This is a genomic window from Pseudoalteromonas sp. PSi26 (assembly GCF_054960575.1).
The window spans coordinates 21,948-41,816 of record NZ_JBHNYT010000012.1 but is presented as its reverse complement, the minus strand read 5'-3'; the positions used below and the strand labels follow the sequence as shown (position 1 = coordinate 41,816).

The window sequence follows — 19,869 nt, the reverse complement described above, 5'->3', positions numbered from 1 at the left end:
CCACCCTATTCAATTATATCGCCACGTAGTAAATACTTACACACCGCAACAGTGCTTACAAACCCAAGCATAGCTATTAATAATGCGGCCTCAAAATACAAGCCTGTTCCCATGCTTATGCTGTATAAAACAATAAGTGCAATAACATTAATATACATAGTATCAAGGGCTAAAACTCTATCAGGTATCGAGGGCCCTATAATAAGGCGCCACAAATTAAGTAATAAAGAGAGCCCTATCATGGCAAAAACGATAAGTAATACGGTATCTAACATTGAAATATCTCCTTTAATGGAGCTTCGTAACGCTTTTTAATATGCTTGATAAGCTCGGCTTCATTATCAAGGTCAAGTACATGTATGAGCAAATAACGCTGTGTCATTTTCTCGCCATGTGCTAACGATTCAGGAATAGGGTACACCTCCGCACTTACAGTACCGGGTGTTAACGACACACTGCTTGCTAAAATTGTAATCGGCATATCGTGTGTTAAGTCTAAGGGGACTTTAATAAATGCGGGGCGTAATTTTTTAGAAGGCCCAACAATTAATAACGCAACCTGTAAGTTAGCTACAATAATATCGTAAAGTACAATAACAAATTGTTTTAGAGCTAGCCCTGGCTTTAATATAAGCGGCTGAGGATCTCTAAACGAGAAGCTTAAAATAGGAATAAAAATAGCAAAAAATGTTGCCAGTACAATATGACCAACCGATACACTATTGTTAAGCAACAACCATACTATAAACAAAAATAAACTACGAAATGGTGTTGGTAACCAACGAAAACGGGCTTGCAGTCTCATTACATGCCTCCTTTTAGTACAGCATTTATGCCACCGCTAATATCATGTAATTGCGTAGCAGCGCCTATCATGTATTCGCTAATCGGCCCACCGAAAATAACTAACAGCGGCGAACAAGCAAGTAAACCTATTATTACTGTTACTTGTAATGGGTTTGCATCAGCGCAGTCTGCGCTTTCACTGCGTTTATCTTTTCTTTCCCAAAACAAACTTGTACCCGCCCGAGAAAGTGCCACTAACAGTGCAAAGCTTGTCACTAAATACACTGGCCAAAATACTAATGCCTGCTCACTATTTAACGTCGATTTTAGTATCCATATTTTACCAACAAAGCCCGATAGTGGTGGCATACCTACTACTGTTAAAGCGGCAACAACAAAACATGCCCCAAGTAAAAGCGGCTGTTTAACTGCACGCCCACCAACAAGCCTGTCGGCAACTTTTCCACGTTGCTTAGCAATTAAGTCAGCTAGTAAAAATAACGCAGCACTCACTAATGTTGAATGCACTAAGTAATACAACAATGCAGCCGTTGCATTTACATTTTGTAAAGCCACTAGCGCAACTAATGTACCTACCGACACTAACACTAAATTAGCGGTTAACTTACGCAAATCTTGCGCAGCAATAGCGCCCATGGCGCCAACCACAATAGTTGCAATCGCTAACCCCCAAAGCCAAGGTTGTACCATATGCTCAAGTGCACCCGCCTGTTCACCAAATATAACGGTGTAAACACGCAGCATGGCATAAACGCCCACCTTAGTCATAATAGCAAATAAGGCTGCAACAACAGGTTTAGCGCTTGCATAGGTATTTGGAAGCCATAAATGTAGGGGCAATAATGCGCCTTTTAAAGCAAATACAATAAGTAGTAATAAACCACCGGCTTTAGCAATAAATACATCGTCGCCATTAAGCTGTGATACCTTTTGCGCCATATCAGCTATATTCAATGTACCTAATACGCCATATAAAATACCTAAACCTATTAAAAATACGCTTGAGCCCACTAAATTTAAAATGACATATTGTAGCGCTGCACGTGTGTTCTGTTTGTCGCCACCGTGCATAAGCAATGCATACGATGCAATAAGTAAAACTTCAAAAAATACAAACAGGTTAAACAAATCGCCCGTTAAAAAAGCGCCATTAACACCCAGCACTAAAAAATGAACCAGTGGGTGATAAAAGCTCCCTTTTTCATCATCGCCTGCACTGCCATATAAAATGGCTCCAAGTCCTAAAAACGAGGTTAGCGCTACGAGTAACGTTGATAAATTATCAGCCACAAGTACTATTCCGTAGGGGGCTGACCAATCACCGATGGCATAAACACTGATACCCGTATTGTAAATATGCGTTAATAAAAACACACTGACAGCAAACGTAATAAGCGCCATAGCATTTGATGCGTAACGGCGAATTTTTACACTTTTACCACACGGTGGAAGTAACAAAATAACCGCTGCAAGCATAGGTAATAAAATAGGTAAGGATGCTAAATGTTGAATCATTTTTGCTCCTTAACTACAGCAGCTGATTTAACTGGGCTTCCATCAACATGATCGCTCCCTAAATCAGCACGTCCACGAATAGCCAAAATAACCACAAATGCTGTCATTGCAAAACCAATTACAATTGCGGTTAAAACCAAGGCTTGAGGAAGTGGATCGGCGTAATCTGCTCCGGTACCAAGTACCACTGCTTTATTTATAGTTAAACGCCCCGATGAAAATAAAAATAAGTTTACTGCATACGAAATCATGGTAAGACCTAGTACTACAGGAAACGTCCGTGCTCTCAACAGTAAAAATATACCGCAGCTAACTAATACACCAACGCACGATGCGTATAATAACTCCATTAAATATTCACCTCTTTTTTAGGGGCATCGGAAGTCATATTACCCAAACTGGCTAAAATCATTAATGTTGCACCTACTACGGTGAGGTACACGCCAAGGTCAAACACAATTGCACTAGCAAGTTCTGTTTTACCTACAAACGGAATATCAAAGTAATCAAACCAAGTGGTTAAAAATGGTCGACCGAAGAACCAGCTACCCACACCGGTAAACATTGCGATACCTATTCCCGAGGCAATAATTTTACGGTAGTTGATGTCAAAACGCTCGGTGATCCAGTTAGAGCCATGTGCCATGTACTGCAATATGAAAGCAATTGACGTAACCAAACCAGCAATAAAACCACCACCTGGTAAGTTGTGACCACGCAAGAATATATACGCTGATACTAACAACGCCAAAGGCAATAAGCTTTGTGAAATACTTGCAAGTAATATTGGGTAACGCTCACGCGCCCATGGGCGCCCCTCGCTATCACTGGCAGGCATAAATAATGGAATACGTGAAAGCACTTTAAATATACCTAATGCGGCTATACCCAGTACCGTTATTTCACCTAGGGTGTCAAAACCCCTAAAGTCGACCAAAATAACGTTAACCACGTTTGTACCGCCACCACCTGTTTTGGCATTAGCGACAAAGTAATCAGAAATAGAATTTAACGGACGCGTTAATATCGCATAACAAATACTCGCAACCACTATACCAATAGTAGAGGCAATTCCTAAGTCGCGCAGTACTCGTAACGAGCTAGACTCTTTAGGTGTATGCTGAGGTAAAAAGAACAACGCAAGCATAAGCAATATAATAGTGGCTACCTCAACAGTAAGCTGAGTTAACGCTAAATCTGGCGCAGAAAAACGAGTGAATAAAACCGACACCATCAAGCCTACAATAGACAGCATCAACAGTGCGACCATTCTCGATCTGTGCCAAATAACGGTGGCTATTGCGCCAATTATTAACAAACCAGCACCAATCGCATTATGCACATCAACAGGTGTGCGCGGCATACTGCCAGCTAATTGTTGCATTTCAAATAATGGCCAACCGGCACAAAGTAATACGACACCCAGCATAATAACCAAATAGCGCTGTAAAGAACCATTCTCAGTGCTGTTAATCTTACTCTGACACCATGCAACTACACTCAGCACTGCACGTTCAAAGGTTTTTTTAGCATTAAGTGTGGGCAGTGATGCCTGAAATTGAAATAAATATTTGCGATTCACGTAAATAAACAAACCACCTACAACGGCCATTGCACTCATCAGTAACGGTAGATTAAAACCATGCCAAATTGTTAACTTGTACTCTGGCATCGCTTCCCCTAACACCGCTAATGACGCCGCAGATAAAATACTATCAACAGTAAAGCTTGGGAAAATACCCACCAAAATACACAGAACAACCAGTATTTCTATTGGCACACGCATATAGCGTGGAGGTTCATGCGGTGTTCGCGGTAAGTCTATTGGGTCGCCGTTAAAAAATACATCGTGAATAAAGCGTGCTGAATAGGCTACTGCAAATGCGCCTGCCACCGTCGCAAGTACCGGTATTAACCATGACATAGATCCAAGTACTTGTTGATGTAGTGTTTCGGCAAAAAACATTTCTTTAGATAAGAAACCATTGAGTAGAGGTACGCCCGCCATAGCTGCAGCAGCAACCATTGCAAGAGTTGCGGTATAAGGCATAAATCGCCACATACCATTAAGTTTACGCATATCACGCGTGCCTGTTTCATGGTCAATAATACCGGTAGCCATAAATAACGACGCTTTAAATGTTGCGTGGTTAATTATATGGAATATAGCTGCAACCGTTGCAAGCTCGGTATCAAGGCCAAGCAATAGCGTGATCAAACCTAAATGGCTAATTGTCGAATACGCAAGTAACCCCTTTAAATCGTGCTTAAATAACGCTATGTAAGCACCAAATAACAATGTAGCTAAGCCAGTTAAACCAACTAATAAAAACCACATTTCGGTTCCAGCTAAAGCTGGATAAAAGCGCGCAAGTAAAAAGATACCAGCTTTAACCATAGTTGCTGAGTGCAAGTAAGCGCTAACGGGCGTAGGTGCCGCCATAGCGTGAGGTAGCCAAAAATGAAACGGAAACTGAGCTGATTTAGTAAATGCACCCAGCAATACTAAAACAAGTGCTAACTCGTATAAATCATGAGATTGAATAATAGCTTTACTTGCCAAAATAACATCTAAGTCATAACTGCCAACAATATCACCTAGCAACATTAACCCGCCAAGTAATGCTAAACCACCCGCACCCGTTACGGCTAAAGCCATTCGCGCGCCCTTACGCGCTTCAGATTTATGCCACCAATAACTTATCAATAAAAAAGAACTGATACTGGTCAATTCCCAGAATAGCCATAGCTGTATAACGTTATTAGACATAACAATGCCTAGCATTGCTGTCATAAATAACATTAAGTAGCTATAAAGCTTAGCCATTGAGTCATTGGCGCTGAGGTAATAACGTGTATATACAATAACAAGCAAACCGATGCCTAATATCATAAACATAAACAAGAGGCTTAAACCGTCTATACGAAGCGATAAATCAAGACCAATAGAGGGGATCCACGCTAAGGAATAGCGGATAGTTTCACCGGCAAGAACCGCTGGTGCATGGTATAAAGTAATACCCAAAGCGGTTAACGGTGCAAGCACAGTAGCAAATGTACTTTGATTGCGAGAAAGTTTGCCTGTGAATGCAGAAATAACACTGCCAATCAAGGATAACAAGGGTATCCAGAGCAAAGTCATAATGTAGGGCCTTTTATAATCATAAGTTTATCAGGGCGCCACTTTTATACATTAAGTGATGCTTTTACTGCCTGTTTTTAAACGACATTAATGGTAATAGTTATACTCAATAACACATATTTTGTCTATAAAAAGCGAAGCATGTTGAGTTAATTTTAAGTTAGAAAATAGGGGCTTAAAAACCAATGGTTATAGACATATTAAGGCTTAATTTTATCTATATGTGCTAACCAAAGGGCCCTGTATTGATCAGAGAGCTTTATCTGCTGATATTCTAGAATTGACCAGTCTTTACTTGGTTTGTAGGCTACACCGCCACTCTGACAGCTTTTACTTCTATGCCAACCTTTTGGTGATTTTTCATCTTTTTGTGCAATATACAAGTTAGGAGCAACTAAGCCTCTCATTTTACACAACCAAGCCTGCTTAGCTTTGGGTAGAACATACTCATCTTCAAAGCCATTAAAGTGCATTAGCTCATGCAAGAAAATCCCATAATTGGCGTCTGAATTTAATTGCATAATGCCTCGGCTAACATTAGCACTTCCATATTTAGGCATTATCACTACAAAATCGAATTTTCTTAAAAATTGTTTATTTATTAAAGTAGATTGCCAATCACAATTAGCCGCTTCGCTCATGCTATTATTGCACTTTAAAGCACCACCCACATACACAGGCTTACTAAAACAAAAGACATCCTGTCTTGGCTCGGGGTTTTTATTATAAGTTTTGATTAATGCCGATAACTTATAAAGTCCTCTTCGATGATCGCTCATCGTTAAAACATTAAACTGGCATTTTCTATTTACCGCAATAGTAGAGTTTAACGATAAAAAGTCCAATGAGTGCAAAAATGGCTTGGGGATCTGTGTGTGAATAACACCATTGTGTAAATTAAGGTGATTTAATACAAAACCAGGCTCTAGGTAGCCTAACGTGTTTAATAATTTAAGATCGTCCCACTGCTTATTAACAAGTAATTGCTGGGCTAACTTGGCAAGCTGATAGTTATTTATTTTTGGTAAACTCTGTCGCCAAAATAACTTTGCTGCTTCAGCTTGGTCTTTTTTGATCAGGTGTAAAGAATACTCGTATTGAGCAGAAGGTATGTGGTGCCTAGCAAGCAAGCCAAGAGTATTTTTAGGCAGCTTATTTATATTTGCTAAAAAGTAGCGAGGAAACTGCCAATATAATTGTAGCGGTTCGGCTTTGGCATTTAATACCTGCCAAAAGCCAATACCACCATAGCTGTTGCTCGACCCTGCAACCAACAAGCTAAAAAGTAATGCTAATGTTGTTCTTAACACACTAACTTGCGTCTGCTTCCATTAAAAGTTCAAGCTCTAAGCGAGCATATTTATATTCTATAAACTCATGTACATTGGTAGATAGTGCCAATCTAAAATAATCAGCGGCAACATAGGTATCACCCGCTGCTTGGTGTAACTTTGCTAAGTAAAAATAAGCTTCGCACAAACGCTGGGCATATTCTTGCTCTGACTTAACGCCATCGCTTACGCCAGATAAAAATGTATGCTCACTCATATCACCCGCAAAAAGTGAGATTAACTGATATGCCCATTGCGAGTCATCAAGCGCTTTAGAGTTAGTTTTTAGTTCAGCAACTGCTGAATCTTTGTCTAATTTAGCTTGTGCTAAATACACCCACAATACGCGATAAGGGTCATTAGGAGAACGCGCTAAAAATTGACTGAAGTCTGTTTTTGCAATACTGGGCCTATCGCCATAATAAAGCGCAATACCGCGGTTCAAGTAAGCGTATTCGTGTTCTTCATCTAGCTCTAACGCAGAATCAAAAAGCTCATATGCTTTTTCATATTGCTGCATTAATGTGTGTTGAATACCTAAAAAATTATACACCTCAGCTAAGTCAGGCTTAAGTTTTACCGCACGGTTAAAGTCAATGCGCGATAAAGTGGTCATGCCTAAACTATCGAACAGCACTCCGCGGTCGTAATATAACTTTGCTTGTTGCTCTGGCGTTAAATCAGCTCTATTAAGTAATTCTGAATAACGTGCAATAGCTATTTCACTGCGAAAATCAGACGCTAAGGGCGCAGTGAAAGGCACGTTTACTACAGGTGCTGATTCTGATTGGGTTGTTGTTTGGCAAGCGCTTAAAGACAAAATAGCAAAAGACGCCAAAGCAATGTGTTTGAAAATCATTAAAATCCTTAATACCAAGGTTGGTAGCCTTATGACTGACGACGAATGATTTGGTTCATAGTTGCACATACACTGTTGTGTATCATCGTAAGTAATTTAGCTTCCTTGAATAATCTTTGTTTAAATTCAAGTCCCTCATTAAAGCATAAAAAAAGGGGCTAAACAGCCCCCTTTTATATTATCCAGAAAATATCTGGATTAAGTATTAGCAATTAAGCATCAGTTGACGCATCTGCCGCTGGTGCAGCTGATTCCATTGCTTCTTTAATACTAAGACGTACACGACCTTGACGGTCTACTTCTAGTACTTTAACTTTAACTTCTTGACCTTCGCTAAGGTGATCAGCAACGTTATTAACGCGCTCTGTGCTAATTTGAGAAATATGCACTAAACCATCTTTACCTGGAAGAATATTTACAAACGCACCGAAATCTACAATACGTACAACTTTACCTTCGTAGATAGTACCTACTTCAAGTTCTGCTGTTAGTTGCTCAATGCGGCTGATTGCATTTGCAGCGCTTTCACCGTCAGTAGCGGCAATTTTGATTGTACCGTCATCACCGATTTCAATTGTTGTGCCTGTTTCTTCAGTAAGTTGACGAATAGTAGCGCCACCTTTACCAATAACTTCAGCAATTTTCTTCTGTGGAATTTTCATTGTGTAAATGCGCGGAGCAAACATTGAAAGCTCTTCAGAAGGAGCAGAAATCGCTTCATCCATCACTTCTAATATGTGTAAACGTGCTGCTTTTGCTTGTTTAAGCGCAATTTGCATGATTTCTTGTGTGATACCTTCAATCTTGATATCCATTTGCAATGCAGTGATACCGTTAGTAGTACCCGCTACTTTAAAGTCCATGTCACCTAAGTGATCTTCATCACCTAAGATGTCAGAAAGAACAACGAATTTCTCGTCTTCTTTAACTAGACCCATAGCAATACCTGCAACAGAGGCTTTAATTGGAACACCCGCGTTCATAAGTGCTAGTGATGTACCACACACAGATGCCATTGAAGATGAACCGTTTGATTCAGTGATTTCAGATACAACACGGATTGAATATGGGAAGTCAGTCAATGTTGGCATTACTGCTTGGATACCACGCTTAGCTAGGTTACCGTGGCCAATTTCACGACGCTTAGGAGAACCAACAAAACCAGTTTCACCTACACAGAATGGAGGGAAGTTGTAGTTAAGCATAAAGTGGTTTTTATGCGTGCCCGTTAAATCGTCGATTAACTGTGAATCACGTTCTGTACCAAGCGTTGCTGTTACTAATGCTTGTGTTTCACCACGTGTGAAGATAGCAGAACCGTGAGTACGCGGTAATACGCCAGTCATTACGTCTAGTGCACGGATCATATCTGGTTCACGACCATCGATACGTTTTTCGCCTGCAGCGATACGGCCACGAACAATTTTCTTCTCAAGTGAACCGAATACTTTACCCACTTCTTGCTTATCAAGCGTTTCGCCTTCAGTAAGATCGCTTGAAAGTGCTTCAATTACTGCATCTTTAGCTACGCCAAGTGCTTCTTTACGCGCTACTTTATCAGTAATACGGTAAGCCTCGCCTACTTTATCAGCCGCAAGTTCAGCTACTTTCTCTTCAAGAGACACGTTTTTCTCAGGTGCAGTCCAATCCCAAGTAGGCTTGCCTGCTTCTGCTTTAAATTCGTTAATAGCATTGATAATAGACTGTGATTGCTCATGGCCGTATACAACCGCGCCTAGCATTACGTCTTCAGAAAGTACGTCTGCTTCTGATTCAACCATAAGTACTGCGTTATCAGTACCCGCTACAACTAAATCAAGTTGGCTCTCTTCAAGTTCTTTTAACGTTGGGTTAAGAACGTACTCACCACCAATGTAACCAACACGAGCTGCACCAATTGGACCACTGAATGGGATGCCAGAGATAGCAAGTGCTGCTGATGTACCAATCATCGCAACCATATCAGGTTGGATTTCAGGATTTACAGATACAACAGTTGCAATAACTTGTACTTCATTTACGAAACCATTTGGGAAAAGTGGACGAATTGGACGGTCAATAAGACGTGCAATTAGTGTTTCGCCATCGTTAGGACGACCTTCACGCTTAAGGAAACCACCTGGGATACGACCTGCAGCGTACATACGCTCTTGGTAGTTAACTGTTAGTGGGAAGAAGTCTTGACCTGGCTGTGCTTCACGCTTACCAACAACCGTTACTAGTACTGACGTATCGCCAATGCTTGCTAGTACTGCGCCGTCTGCTTGACGTGCGATTGCACCTGTTTCTAGGGTTACAGTGTGTTGACCTAGTTGAAATTCTTTTATAATTGCTTGCACTTAAAATATCCTTTAAATCTAAATAAGTGTTCCATCAAAGTACCAATTACAGTACATAATTGTATTCAGTTGGAAATCAATTAAGTACTACAATTGGCAATGATGTTAATAACCGTAGATAAACCTTTTTATCTACGCGCACAGTATATACCAAAGCCACGTAAAAATGCGAGTCCAGCAAACAGTTTTAGTTTGTGTGTTTGCCATCTATTTGGCTTGAATTAATGAGAGGGACTACAGATAGCTTTAAAGGTGACATTGCGATGTAATTTGTTAAATTTCAGGCACAAAAAAAGGAGCTAAAAAGCTCCTTTTCTCGTAATCAAGTTCTTAGCGACGTAGGCCAAGCTCTTTGATTAGTGCAGTATAACGCGAGATATCTTTACCTTTAAGGTAATCAAGCAATTTACGGCGAGTGCTTACTTTACGAAGCAGACCACGACGTGAGTGGAAGTCATGCTTGTGATCAGCAAAGTGACCTTGAAGCTTATTGATATCAAAAGTAAGTAATGCTACTTGTACTTCAGGTGAACCAGTGTCGCCTTCAGCACGTGCGAATTTAGCAATGATATCGATTTTTTCTTGATTGCTTAGTGACATAGTAACTCCAAAAATTAAATTTAAAAGGTGTCTTAGCCGATCACTAATTCAGCCAAAACGATTAAGCGGGCGTATTCTACCAAGTATAATAATAACTACAAGTTAAACTTTACTCTGCCTGCTGGTTTGATAGACCGCGTTTTGATTTTAAATGGCCATCAGGGTTTTTCTCGCCTGTGCCTATAAACACACCATCGGCTAATACCTTTATTGCACCATCAGGTAATTCTTTACCAAGTACTACAGCTTGCCCGTGGCTAAATGAAACACCCTGCTCTTTAGTGATTTCCACAACCGGTAAATCAACTAGAGCGGTATCCATTGGCAAAAGCAGTTCGTCAAGGTAGGTTGACGGAACAGTTTCTTCCTCTTTTGCTTTACTTAATAACGATTCTAGCTGCTCTATCGATACCATTTTATCTTTGGGGTAATGGCCAACAGCTGAGCGATGAAGCATAATTACATGGGCACCACAGCCTAAGTTTTCACCTAAGTCATCAACAATAGTACGAATGTAAGTCCCTTTAGAAACGTGAGCTGTCATTTGTACTTCATTATTCGCTTCATCAAACTCATCAAGCGTTAGGCTAAATACATTTATTTTTCTGCATTTTCGAGGAACTTCAATCCCTTCACGCGCATATTTATACAAAGGTTTCCCTTCATACTTAAGTGCAGAATACATCGATGGATACTGATCAGATTCACCTAAAAACGCTGAAATTTCTCGCTTTAATTGATCAACAGTTACATTTACATCTCGCGTCTGAACTATTTCACCATCAGAATCTGATGTTGTTGTTCTTTCACCTAACTTAGCACGCACAACATAGGTTTTATCGGTATCAAGTAAAAACTGAGTAAACTTAGTCGCTTCACCAAAACAGATTGGCAGCATACCGGTAGCAAGCGGATCGAGTGCACCTGTGTGCCCCGCCTTTTGGGCAAAATATATACCTTTTGCTTGCTGTAATGCCTTGTTTGACGAAATACCTTTGGGTTTATCTAACAACAAAATCCCGTCTATTGCACGGCCTTTACTGCGTCTTGCCATCGCTATATGCCTTCTTAGCTATCTTTATTATCTGCTTGTTTAATGTTGTCACCTGAGTCCGACGCATCATCAACACTACTATCGTCTTCATTGACGTGTTTTGCGTTATCTTCTCTGATGATTGTGTCCACTAAGTTAGAGATACGCATCCCTTCCATTAATGAATTATCAACCACAAACTTTAGCTCTGGCATAATACGAGCACGAATACGCTTACCTAAAAGCGAACGAATATAGCCCGTAGCTTCGTTAAGTACTTTTGCGCTTTGCTTTGCTGCATCTTCATCTTTTGTGTTAAACACAGTGATGAAAATTTTTGCATAAGATAAATCGCGCGATACTTCTACCGCAGACACTGTCACCATGCCTAAGCGCGGATCTTTAATTTCGCGTTGTAAAATCACAGCAATTTCTTTTTGGATTTGCTGGCCAACACGATCAGTGCGAGAAAATTCTCTCATGAAACTTGTCCTAAAAATGTAACTTATTGAAATTTAATAATAAGCTAATTAAGTAATAGATACACAAATGGGGGCTAAGCCCCCATTTATTTGTTTAGTGAGCTAACAATTATAGAGTACGTTGTACTTCAACTGTTTCAAATACTTCGATTTGGTCACCAACACGTACGTCATTGTAGTTCTTAACACCGATACCACATTCCATACCATTACGCACTTCTTGCACATCGTCTTTAAAGCGACGAAGCGATTCAAGTTCGCCTTCGTATATAACCACGTTATCACGTAGTACACGGATAGGCGCGCTGCGCTTAATAACACCTTCAGTCACCATACAACCTGCAATTGCGCCAATTTTTGGTGATTTGAACACGTCACGAACCTGAGCAAGACCAATAATTTCTTGCTTAAATTCTGGTGCAAGCATACCTGACATCGCTTGCTTAACTTCTTCGATTAAAGCGTAAATAACGCTGTAGTAGCGTAAGTCTAGGTTCTCAGAATCAATCACTTTGCGTGCAGATGCATCAGCACGAACGTTAAAGCCAACAACAATCGCGTTAGATGCCGCAGCAAGCGTTGCATCTGTTTCTGTGATTCCACCAACGCCAGAACCCACAATCTTCACTTTTACTTCGTCAGTAGAAAGCTTAGTTAGTGAATCAGAAATCGCTTCGATAGAACCTTGAACGTCTGCTTTAAGTACCACGTTAACTTCAGAAACGTCACCTTCAGCCATGTTAGTAAACATGTTTTCAAGTTTCGCTTTTTGCTGGCGTGCTAATTTAACATCACGGAATTTACCTTGACGGTATAATGCAACTTCACGCGCTTTACGCTCGTCTTTAACTACAGTTGCTTCATCACCGGCTGCAGGGATACCAGATAGACCTAAAATCTCTACTGGAATAGAAGGACCTGCAGACTTGATATCTTTACCGTTTTCATCACGCATAGCACGAACACGGCCGTACTCAAGACCACATAATACAATGTCACCTTGGTTAAGTGTACCTGACTGAACAAGGATAGACGCTACTGGACCACGGCCTTTATCAAGACGCGATTCAATTACAACACCTGCAGCCATACCTTGACTTGGTGCAGTTAGTTCTAATAGCTCAGATTGCATAAGTACTGCTTCAAGTAGTTCATCAATACCCAAGCCTGTTTTAGCTGAGATATGAACGTACTGCGTGTCGCCGCCCCATTCTTCTGGGATAACGTCAAGCTGTGCTAGCTCGTTCTTAACGCGATCTGGATCTGCGCCTTCTTTATCCATTTTGTTCACAGCAATGATTAAAGGAACACCCGCTGCGCGAGCATGCTGTACCGCTTCTTTAGTCTGTGGCATTACACCATCATCGGCTGCAACTACTAGGATTACAATATCAGTTGCTTTAGCACCACGAGCACGCATTGATGTAAACGCGGCGTGACCCGGAGTATCTAAGAATGTGATCATGTTGCCATTTGTTTCAACATGGTATGCACCAATATGCTGCGTAATACCACCGGCTTCGCCTGAAGCAACTTTTGCTGAACGGATGTAATCAAGCGTTGATGTTTTACCATGGTCAACGTGACCCATAACAGTAACAACTGGCGCACGAGGCTCAGACTTGCCATCTTCGTGGCGGTCATTTAGTACTGTTTGCTCTAATTCGTTTTCTTTAACGATGATAACTTTGTGGCCCATTTCTTCTGCTACAAGTTGCGCAGTTTCTTGGTCAATAACTTGGTTAATCGTAACCATGTCACCCATTTTCATCATTGTTTTTACAACTTCAGCGCCTTTAACAGCCATGCGTGATGCAAGCTCAGCAACTGTAATTGTTTCACTAATACGTACTTCATTTTTAACATCAGCTGTTGGTTTTTGGAAACCATGCTGCAATGAAGCAGGTGCTTTTAGCTTACCTTTTTTACCCTTAGACGCTGCAAACTTATCTTTTGCTGGCGCTTTTTTCTTTTTCTTTGCACGGCGAGAGCCTTGCTCTTCGCGAGCATCAGCTACATCTTCTGCTTCACGTGCGTAAGTTGAAGTCGTAAGGTGGTGATCTGCTGTTTCTTCACGCTTCTTACGCTCTTCTTCTTCTTTCTTCCAACGAGCTGAGTTTTCTTCAGCTAGTTTTCTTGCTTCTTCTGCCTGACGTTTCGCTTCTTCTTCAGCTTTCTTCAATGCGGCCTCTTCTGCTTCTTTTTGCAGACGCTCAGCTTCGATGCGATCTTTCTCAGACTTAGCACTTTGCTCTGGGGTCATCTGCTTTTGTTTCGCTTTACGTTCAGCGTCTGCTTTACGTTTAGCTTCTTCTTTGGCTTTACGATCAGCGTCTTCTTTCGCTTTACGTTCTGCCTCTTGTTTTGCCTTTAACTCAGCGGCAGCTTGTTCAGCTTTTTGCTGCTCTTCAAGACGGGCTTTTTCTTCAGCGGCTAGACGTTGCTGCTCTTGCTCTTGTTCCATAGCGCTTTTCTTCACGTATGTACGTGTTTTGCGAACTTCAACCTGAACCGCCTTCGCTTTACCTGTAGAGCCAGTCACATTTAATGTGCTTTTGCTCTTACGCTGTAAAGTCATGCGTGCAGGGCCTTCAGAGCCCGTGCCGCCATGTGATTTGCTTAAATGATCAAGTAACGTTGCTTTTTCAGCTTCAGTTACATTATCAGTTGCCTGCTTAGTGATACCCGCTTGCGAAAATTGCTGTAGCAATTTATCAACAGTTGTACCTATATCGCCGGCTAGTTTTTCAACATTTACTTCTGCCATAGTGTGTAATACCTCCGTTAATAAATTACTCGTCTGCAAACCAACAAATGTTTCGTGCAGCCATAATCAGCTCACCTGCTTGTTCAGATGAAAGCTCTGTGATATCAACTAGCTCGTCAATACCTTGCTCAGCCAAGTCTTCAAGTGTTACAACACCCTTACTTGCCATTACAAATGCTAGATGACGCTCTAAGCCTTCAAGCGCAAGTAAGTCTTCAGCTGGCTCTGCGCCTTCTAAGCTTTCTTCCGTTTTAAGTGCTTTAGTTGTTAATGCATCTTTAGCGCGTGAACGTAGAACGTCCACCGTTTCTTCGTCAAGACCGTCAATTTCTAAAAACTCAGAGGCTGGCACGTACGCCACTTCTTCAAGTGTTGAGAAACCCTCGTTGATAAGTAAGGTTGCAAACTCATCATCGATATCTAAATTTTCAGTAAATAAGTTAAGTAACTTATCTGATTCTGCTTCATTTTTAGTACGCATTTCGTCAACAGTCATAACGTTTAGTTCCCAACCAGTTAACTGGCTTGCTAAACGAACATTTTGACCATTACGACCAATTGCTTGTGCTAGATTATCGGCTTCTACAGCGATATCCATCGAATGAGTGTCTTCATCTACTACTATTGAAGCAACCTCAGCTGGCGACATTGCATTGATAACAAATTGTGCAGGGTTGTCATCGTAAAGAACGATATCAACACGCTCACCACCAAGTTCAGACGAAACAGCTTGAACACGAGCTCCACGCATACCAACACACGCACCAATTGGATCAATGCGCTTGTCGTTTGACTTAACAGCAATTTTAGCGCGCGAACCTGGATCACGTGCAGCAGCGCGAAGTTCAATCATTTCTTCGCCAATTTCTGGCACCTCAATGCGGAATAATTCCATCAGCATTTCTGGCTTAGAACGCGTTACAAATAACTGTGCGCCACGTGCTTCTGGCTTAACTTCGTATAAGAGACCACGAATACGGTCGCCTGGACGGAAGTTTTCGCGTGGTAGCATGTCATCACGGTAAATAACTGCTTCAGCGTTGTTGCCTAAATCAAGTACGATTGAATCACGCGTTGCTTTTTTAACAACACCTGTTACTAACTCACCCACTTGATCTTTATATGCGTCAACCACTAAAGCACGCTCAGCTTCACGTACTTTTTGTACGATTACTTGCTTAGCCATTTGTGTTGTGATGCGGTCAAATTTAATTGAATCAATTTGCTCTTCAACAAAATCACCAAGCTGTAAGTCAGGCTCTTCAACCTGCGCAGCTTCTAATGTTATTTCGCTGTAAGGATTTTCTAATGAACCATCCTCTAATACTTCAGCAATCTGCCAGCGGCGGAACGTATCGTAATCACCTGTTTTACGGTCAATTGATACACGTACTTCAATTTCACCATCGTGTTTTTTCTTTGTCGCAGTCGCTAATGCGAACTCTAATGCTTCAAAAATCTTTTCTTTTGGAACCGCTTTCTCATTGGAAACGGCTTCAGCAACCAATAATATCTCTTTTGCCATGGGTAATGCCTCGCTTGCCCTATTCCTTCGCACTCGAATTTAAAACTTTGCGATTAAATTCGCACGTTCTATATTACTAAGCATGATCAAATGCTCTACACCATCACTCGATAGTGTGATCATATCGCTGCTAACTGCTATTAAATCGCCTTTAAAATTTCGACGACCGTCTTGTGGAAGCTTAGTACGCACGCGTACTTCCTCTCCTTGCGCCTGCTCGTAGTGATCTTGTTTGAATAATGGACGATCAACACCAGGAGACGACACTTCCAAATCATATTCATTTGTAATTGGGTCTTCGACATCTAAAATCGCACTAATTTGGCGACTAGCGTCCGCACAGTTATCAACTGAGATCCCATCCTCATGAGCAATATATACTCTCAAGGTAGAATGGCGACCCGCTTGTACAAATTCAAGACCATGTAACTCAAAGCCTAACATTTCTACCGCAGGCGTTAACATGGTTACTAAATCTTGTTCAAGTTTTGTCACGAAAATCCTCCATACAAACAAAAAAAGGGCTAATAGCCCTAAAATACTGAGTTTAAATTTTAATTTAATGACAACCGCCATAAATTAAGAAAGGTGCAGATACAACAACGCCCCGAACCAAGCGGGGCGTCACACCAATAAAGCATAAAACTGTGTGGCCTAAGGCCGAGCTTGGTTGCGAGTCAGTAACTGACCAAATTAAACTACATTAGCTTAAACGCAAAACGCGCATTACGTAGAATGCGCGATATAAAATAATAAGTTTTCACTTATTAGTAGAATTGGTTGCGGGAGCCGGATTTGAACCGACGACCTTCGGGTTATGAGCCCGACGAGCTACCAGGCTGCTCCATCCCGCGCCAATAGATATCAAACCTTGATTTAATATCGCTGTTAGTTGTTTTAAAACACACTAAACAATGGCCGCTATTATAGGGATGTTGGGGGTAATTAGCAACCATTATAACGAATAACTTTTTAAATATTGTGCCTAAAGACGCTAAACAAATAACTCATTATACCTATTATGAGTATAGAGCTATTCTTGTTGATATATGGTTTACAGTTTAAATATAGAAAACGCAGTAGAAACGAATCGATAACCCCACTCATTTTATTTTTAAATGTATAAAACTCACAAGCTATTACACAATTAATACTTTTATATCAAAAAAACGTGTAATTTTTGTTACGTAAACTATAATGGTAAGTAGAATTATAAAAATAAGTTTTTCTTTCTGTGAGGCTATGATGAATTCACAAAAATCCGTTTTGTTAAAAAGTCTGGGTATCATAAAACCAAACTTTCACGCATTTACTGCGCGATTCCATAAAAAGCTCGAGCAATCTAATGTATCAATGAAGATATTGACCGCTGAGCAATTTAATGAGAAGAGTTATATTTTATACTGTACCTTAGAGCGCATAATCAAAAATATTGATAACCCATCATCTGTTGCCCCATTTTTGAGCCATCACTTACAGTTTTTAAAAAAATTAAATATTCAGCAGAGTGATATAAAACCTCTGACTGATATATTTTATTTAACATTAGTTGAGCATTTAGGTCGGTTTTTTAATGAAGAAAGTCATTTAGCATGGCGCAAAGTGCTTACTTACTTTGAACGCTATACGAATGATACGCTGTTTAACATCTCTAACGTTGTGTGCTTAAGCCAACTTTCGCAGCAAAAGCAAAGCAATAATAACTAGAGCGCTTTTAATTGAGCCTACTGATATCAAAATTGATGCTTGATGAGTGTGTATACACTCATTAACAAATATTTAAATAAAGCTTAAATTATACAATTAGCTATTAATATTACAGCGATCGATTAAGCAGACACCCTCGTACAAATTTCATTTTGGTTTCATCATGGCAACTTGCAAAACCTTAAGACTCATTTTAGGCGATCAACTCAATCCTTCTCATTCTTGGTTTAAAAGTAAAGAGGACGATGCTCTCTACCTTATTGCAGAATTAAAACAAGAAACCAATTACGTTAAACACCATGTGCAAAAGCTTTGTGCTTTTTTTAATGCGATGGAAAACTTTGCAACTGCGTTAAAATCTGCGGGTTTCAATGTACTGCACTTAACCTTAGACGACACACACGAAGATAAACACCTACCCGCACTGCTAAATCGTGTTGCTAAGGAATATAACTGCTCTTCTATAGAATATTTATACCCAGACGAATTTAGGTTAAAATCGCAATTAGCTGATTTTGAACAATCATCCAAAATAAATGTATCAGCATATGACTCAGAGCATTTTTTACTACCCTTTAACGATATTAAAGATCGATTCAAAAAAGATAAGCACGTGACCATGGAGCACTTTTATCGTGCTATGCGTAAACGATATGATTTATTAATGGAGGACGATAAGCCAGCTGGCGGTAAATGGAACTACGACAGTAATAACCGCAATAAATTCTCTAAGCAAGACTTAAAATCTATCCCAGAGCCTAAATTATTTAAAAACGATGTAAGTGATATCCTCGCTCGTTTAAAAAAACACAACATCGCTTACTTTGGAGAAATTAAAGAAGGAAAACTCGAATGGTCTACGTCACGTAAGCAAGCCAAAGAATCTCTTGAATACTTTTGTAAGCATTTACTTGTCAATTTTGGTAAGTATCAAGATGCAATGACAGATCAAAGTAAAGACAATACCAGTCTTTACCATAGCAGGCTCTCTTTTGCCCTAAACACTAAACTTCTTCACCCCTTGTATGTAATCAAACGTGTAATATCTGAATTCGAGCAGCGGCCTGACGAAATATCTCTTTCACAAGTTGAAGGGTTTACCAGGCAAATACTCGGTTGGCGAGAATACGTTCGTGCTGTTTATTGGGTAAACATGCCCGACTACGCGACTAAAAATCAACTAAAAGCCAATAATAAGCTCCCTCAATATTTTTGGAATGGTAATACAAAAATGAACTGTTTGAGCCACTCATTAAAGCAAAGCTTAGATACTGCCTATGCTCATCATATACAGCGCTTGATGATCATTGGTAACTTTTGCTTACTTAGCGGAATAAACCCTGACGAAGTTGATAACTGGTACTTGGGTGTCTACATAGATGCCATTGAGTGGGTAGAAATGCCTAACACACGTGGAATGAGCCAATTTGCAGACGATGGAATTATTGCCACTAAACCCTATGCAGCAAGTGGTAATTACGTCAATAAAATGAGCGACTACTGCAAAAATTGTCAATACGACGTGAAACAAAAAGTAGGGGATAAAGCTTGCCCACTGAACAGTTTATATTGGCGTTTTATGCAAACACACCGCGAAAAACTAGAGAAAAACCCACGCATAGGCATGGTTTATAGAAATTGGGATAAGCAAAGCGATGAATTACGTGAAGACACACTTAATCAAGCTACACACCTTATAAATAACATTGAGTCTTTATGACACAAAAAAGCCGCCTCAAAAGAGGCGGCCAAATAATCAGGG

The 19,869-nt window shown here is 40.4% G+C and carries 16 protein-coding genes and 1 tRNA gene; 2 read left to right on the top strand and 15 right to left on the bottom strand.

What is annotated here, in order from left to right; all coding sequences use genetic code 11:
- Positions 1-5 precede the first annotated feature (5 nt).
- The 15 genes from ACFI34_RS13440 to ACFI34_RS13370 form a co-directional block, all read right to left on the bottom strand.
- The gene (locus ACFI34_RS13440; protein WP_006793386.1) at positions 6-275 is read right to left on the bottom strand and encodes a K+/H+ antiporter subunit F; all 270 of its coding nucleotides are present in this window, start codon (positions 273-275) and stop codon (positions 6-8) included.
- Entirely contained in the window at positions 269-805 is a 537-nt protein-coding gene (locus ACFI34_RS13435) for a Na+/H+ antiporter subunit E (protein ID WP_462673860.1), read from the bottom strand. Before ACFI34_RS13435 ends, ACFI34_RS13440 begins: the two co-directional genes overlap by 7 nt.
- Entirely contained in the window at positions 805-2,322 is a 1,518-nt protein-coding gene (locus tag ACFI34_RS13430; protein WP_462673859.1) for a monovalent cation/H+ antiporter subunit D, read from the bottom strand. Before ACFI34_RS13430 ends, ACFI34_RS13435 begins: the two co-directional genes overlap by 1 nt.
- Complete coding sequence (locus ACFI34_RS13425) at positions 2,319-2,672, bottom strand: Na+/H+ antiporter subunit C (RefSeq protein ID WP_006793383.1); 354 nt, start codon at positions 2,670-2,672, stop codon at positions 2,319-2,321. Before ACFI34_RS13425 ends, ACFI34_RS13430 begins: the two co-directional genes overlap by 4 nt.
- Positions 2,672-5,464 carry a monovalent cation/H+ antiporter subunit A gene (locus tag ACFI34_RS13420; RefSeq protein WP_462673858.1) on the bottom strand — a complete coding sequence of 931 codons (2,793 nt, stop codon included), beginning with the start codon at positions 5,462-5,464 and terminating at the stop codon, positions 2,672-2,674. Before ACFI34_RS13420 ends, ACFI34_RS13425 begins: the two co-directional genes overlap by 1 nt.
- Positions 5,465-5,664: 200 nt before the next feature.
- Complete coding sequence (locus ACFI34_RS13415; RefSeq protein WP_462673857.1) at positions 5,665-6,774, bottom strand: hypothetical protein; 1,110 nt, start codon at positions 6,772-6,774, stop codon at positions 5,665-5,667.
- Position 6,775: 1 nt separating this feature from the next.
- Positions 6,776-7,654: a lipoprotein NlpI gene (nlpI, locus tag ACFI34_RS13410; protein WP_010555983.1), complete on the bottom strand. Its 879-nt coding sequence runs from the start codon at positions 7,652-7,654 to the stop codon at positions 6,776-6,778.
- A gap of 212 nt (positions 7,655-7,866) precedes the next feature.
- Positions 7,867-9,993, bottom strand: coding sequence for a polyribonucleotide nucleotidyltransferase (gene pnp / locus ACFI34_RS13405; RefSeq protein ID WP_462673856.1), 2,127 nt, complete (start codon positions 9,991-9,993; stop codon positions 7,867-7,869).
- Positions 9,994-10,323: 330 nt separating this feature from the next.
- A complete protein-coding gene (gene rpsO, locus ACFI34_RS13400; RefSeq protein ID WP_006793376.1) occupies positions 10,324-10,593 on the bottom strand; it encodes a 30S ribosomal protein S15 in 270 nt (89 codons plus the stop codon).
- Between the two features lie 109 nt (positions 10,594-10,702).
- Entirely contained in the window at positions 10,703-11,647 is a 945-nt protein-coding gene (gene truB / locus ACFI34_RS13395; protein WP_462673855.1) for a tRNA pseudouridine(55) synthase TruB, read from the bottom strand.
- Between the two features lie 14 nt (positions 11,648-11,661).
- Positions 11,662-12,108 carry a 30S ribosome-binding factor RbfA gene (gene rbfA, locus ACFI34_RS13390; protein WP_462673854.1) on the bottom strand — a complete coding sequence of 149 codons (447 nt, stop codon included), beginning with the start codon at positions 12,106-12,108 and terminating at the stop codon, positions 11,662-11,664.
- 109 nt (positions 12,109-12,217) lie between these two features.
- Positions 12,218-14,875: a translation initiation factor IF-2 gene (infB, locus tag ACFI34_RS13385; protein ID WP_006793373.1), complete on the bottom strand. Its 2,658-nt coding sequence runs from the start codon at positions 14,873-14,875 to the stop codon at positions 12,218-12,220.
- Between the two features lie 25 nt (positions 14,876-14,900).
- Positions 14,901-16,400 (bottom strand): transcription termination factor NusA, encoded by a 1,500-nt coding sequence (gene nusA / locus ACFI34_RS13380; RefSeq protein ID WP_008128091.1) that lies wholly within the window; start codon positions 16,398-16,400, stop codon positions 14,901-14,903.
- Positions 16,401-16,439: 39 nt separating this feature from the next.
- A complete protein-coding gene (gene rimP, locus ACFI34_RS13375; protein WP_006793371.1) occupies positions 16,440-16,895 on the bottom strand; it encodes a ribosome maturation factor RimP in 456 nt (151 codons plus the stop codon).
- A 282-nt stretch (positions 16,896-17,177) separates the two neighbouring features.
- Positions 17,178-17,254: transfer RNA gene (locus ACFI34_RS13370), tRNA-Met, on the bottom strand.
- A 391-nt stretch (positions 17,255-17,645) separates the two neighbouring features.
- On the opposite strand from ACFI34_RS13370, the gene ACFI34_RS13365 reads away from it, so the two are divergent.
- Positions 17,646-18,107: a globin gene (locus ACFI34_RS13365; protein ID WP_462673914.1), complete on the top strand. Its 462-nt coding sequence runs from the start codon at positions 17,646-17,648 to the stop codon at positions 18,105-18,107.
- A 163-nt stretch (positions 18,108-18,270) separates the two neighbouring features.
- Complete coding sequence (locus ACFI34_RS13360; protein WP_462673853.1) at positions 18,271-19,827, top strand: cryptochrome/photolyase family protein; 1,557 nt, start codon at positions 18,271-18,273, stop codon at positions 19,825-19,827.
- The last annotated feature ends 42 nt before the right edge of the window (positions 19,828-19,869 follow it).